4 protein-coding genes and 1 pseudogene are annotated in these 2,128 nt (G+C 45.5%); 2 read left to right on the top strand and 3 right to left on the bottom strand.

What is annotated here, in order from left to right; genetic code table 11:
• Window positions 1-344, top strand: a 344-nt coding sequence (locus tag K5E19_RS22935) for a hypothetical protein (RefSeq protein WP_221553235.1), incomplete at its 5' end; no start/stop codon positions are given.
• A 95-nt stretch (window positions 345-439) separates the two neighbouring features.
• Complete coding sequence (locus K5E19_RS22930) at window positions 440-913, top strand: tail fiber assembly protein (protein WP_221553234.1); 474 nt, start codon at window positions 440-442, stop codon at window positions 911-913.
• A gap of 26 nt (window positions 914-939) precedes the next feature.
• Here the strand turns inward: K5E19_RS22930 and K5E19_RS22925 are convergent, their stop codons facing one another.
• The 3 genes and pseudogenes from K5E19_RS22925 to K5E19_RS24280 form a co-directional block, all read right to left on the bottom strand.
• Window positions 940-1,293 carry a gp53-like domain-containing protein gene (locus tag K5E19_RS22925; RefSeq protein WP_080470177.1) on the bottom strand — a complete coding sequence of 118 codons (354 nt, stop codon included), beginning with the start codon at window positions 1,291-1,293 and terminating at the stop codon, window positions 940-942.
• Between the two features lie 15 nt (window positions 1,294-1,308).
• Window positions 1,309-1,596 carry a hypothetical protein gene (locus tag K5E19_RS22920; RefSeq protein WP_221553232.1) on the bottom strand — a complete coding sequence of 96 codons (288 nt, stop codon included), beginning with the start codon at window positions 1,594-1,596 and terminating at the stop codon, window positions 1,309-1,311.
• 78 nt (window positions 1,597-1,674) lie between these two features.
• Window positions 1,675-2,128 (bottom strand): annotated as a pseudogene (locus tag K5E19_RS24280) (phage tail protein); the annotation flags it as partial.

The raw sequence follows: 2,128 nt of genomic DNA, 5'->3' as shown, positions 1-2,128 counted from the left end.
TTCGTTTGGGAGAAGCGGCAAAAATGGAGGCGGCCACCGCACAGATCGGTGCTAATGGCTGGCTATATATTCCCGTTTCTGGTGGCAAAAAAATGCTGTTACAGTGGGGGCTTTTAACCGGTGCTAGTAATTATTCTTTTAAATTCCCAATAGCATTTCCCGTAGGTGGTTTATGCCTGGCCGCTATGGCACATACAACTGATTCCGCTGATGTGAGCATGGTAACTATGACTAATGGATTTATCAGGGATAAAACCAGCGCGTTTGCCTTGTGCGCCAGAACAGTGAACGGCGTGCAGCAACCTTTTGAGCGTAGCGTTTACTGGTTCGCTATTGGCTACTGACCTCAAAATATTGTGTTATTACTCACACAAAGTAGCTAGATAATTATTTTACGAAACCGCACTTACGATCTGAGACTCAAACTAAGGAGTGCGTTATGAACTATTGGTTTAGCCCTGCAAATAATGCTTTTTACCCAGTATCTTTAAAGGAGTCTTATGTAAATGCAGGTAGTCTTCCTAATGATTTAATCGAAGTGGAGGATAGAGTTTTCAGCGAATTTTCCGCGACGCCACCAGAAGGGAAGTTGCGTGGCATTGGAGCTGATGGTTTTCCGATCTGGATTGATATTCCCGTTGTGGAAGAAAGCCCAGAACAACTCCAGGCACGCGCCCGTGCTTTGCGGGATGAATTCATCGTCAGTACAGATCGGATGCTTGTTTCTGATTTCACTATTAACAATATTCCATTGACCGCAGAACAGCAGGCGGAGCTTTTGGACGTAAGGCAAAAGTTTAAACTTTGGCCTGAGAGCGAGGGCTGGCCTAATGTTGAACTTCCTGCGATACCCCAATGGATTCTTATTGAGGCAGTAAACAACGGTTACATAGTCAAGAATTGGCCTGAGTGAAATAAAGCCCGCAAGGGCTTTATTTTTTAATAACCTAAAACAATCCAGTAAATCGTATTAGTAGTGGGCGTTACGTAAGTGAAATTTATCACCCCGCGAGAGGATTTTGCTGTATCAAAGCCAACAAAACGAGTCGAGGGGTCTTGCGTACTGAACATTGCATTAACCATCAGAATCGAGGCTGGAAAGGCAACAGGTAAAGTAACCGACAAACTGTTTACAACACCGTTAGTTGTAGTAACTGCAAAACTTCCCCACTGAATAATTAAACCACTAGGTAATTTTGCATAGCCATTGCCTGAAATGCTGCTAGCGAAATAAGCCATGTCAGGTAGTTGATTGGCGCCACTTCCAACCGTCCTTTTTGCCGCTTCTCCCAAACGAACGTTATTTGCTTAATAGCCAATGGCTATAAACCGGAATGACACGTTTGCATTTAACGCATTTAGAACGGCTCCAGCCTGAGATAACTTAACCGCTCTTGTAGTAAAAGTTGAAAGGGTTGCAGGCGCTGCAGAACCAAACCCAACGCCAGCATCCTCAGAATTATTATGCGTAACATATACTTGTGCAAACACGGATGGGAACGCTACAGGAAGCGAAGATGTGTAGACCTCTCCACTACCTGCTGTATTAACACTACCTTGCCCCCATTGAAGAATTAAATTTTTGTTACCACTCATCGGGATTTTGGCCCATCCGTTATAGCCAATAACACCGCTAACAGCTGGCAGCGTTGCCGCTTCCCCCAAACGAACGTTTTAAAATCCTATCGCTATATAGCTTGATGACTGCAGCCTGATAGGAATATGTGGGTAAGGCGCATTAGAAACATCACGAAATACAGCTGTGAATTCTGTTAGTGAGCGAGTGGCGAATGATGCAGAAAAGCCTCCGTTGATTGTATCCAGCGGCCCGAATGCTCCAGCAAGAAAAGCTCTCGGGAATGCAATCGGTAACTGTGCATTTCCGCTCGCACCGCTTCCACCATTTGAAACGCTTCCCCATTGAATTATCAATTCCCGCTCAGCAGTTAAGGGAATTTTGGTCCACCCATTACCCGTGAGCGATCCCGTTGCCGCTGCAAGTTTTGCCGCTTCCCCCAAACGAAGGTATTCGATAATCCCATCTGCGGTTTTTCCAGACAAAGTTGTCAGCGTGCTATCCAGCGGCTGCTTGCCTGCCAGCGCATTTGTCATGGTGGTTGCAAAGTTA

Origin of the sequence: Enterobacter sp. RIT637 (assembly GCF_019718755.1) — a bacterium.
Lineage (GTDB): Bacteria > Pseudomonadota > Gammaproteobacteria > Enterobacterales > Enterobacteriaceae > Enterobacter.
The sequence above is the reverse complement of the archived record's forward strand: the minus strand, read 5'-3'. Positions and strand labels throughout refer to the sequence as shown.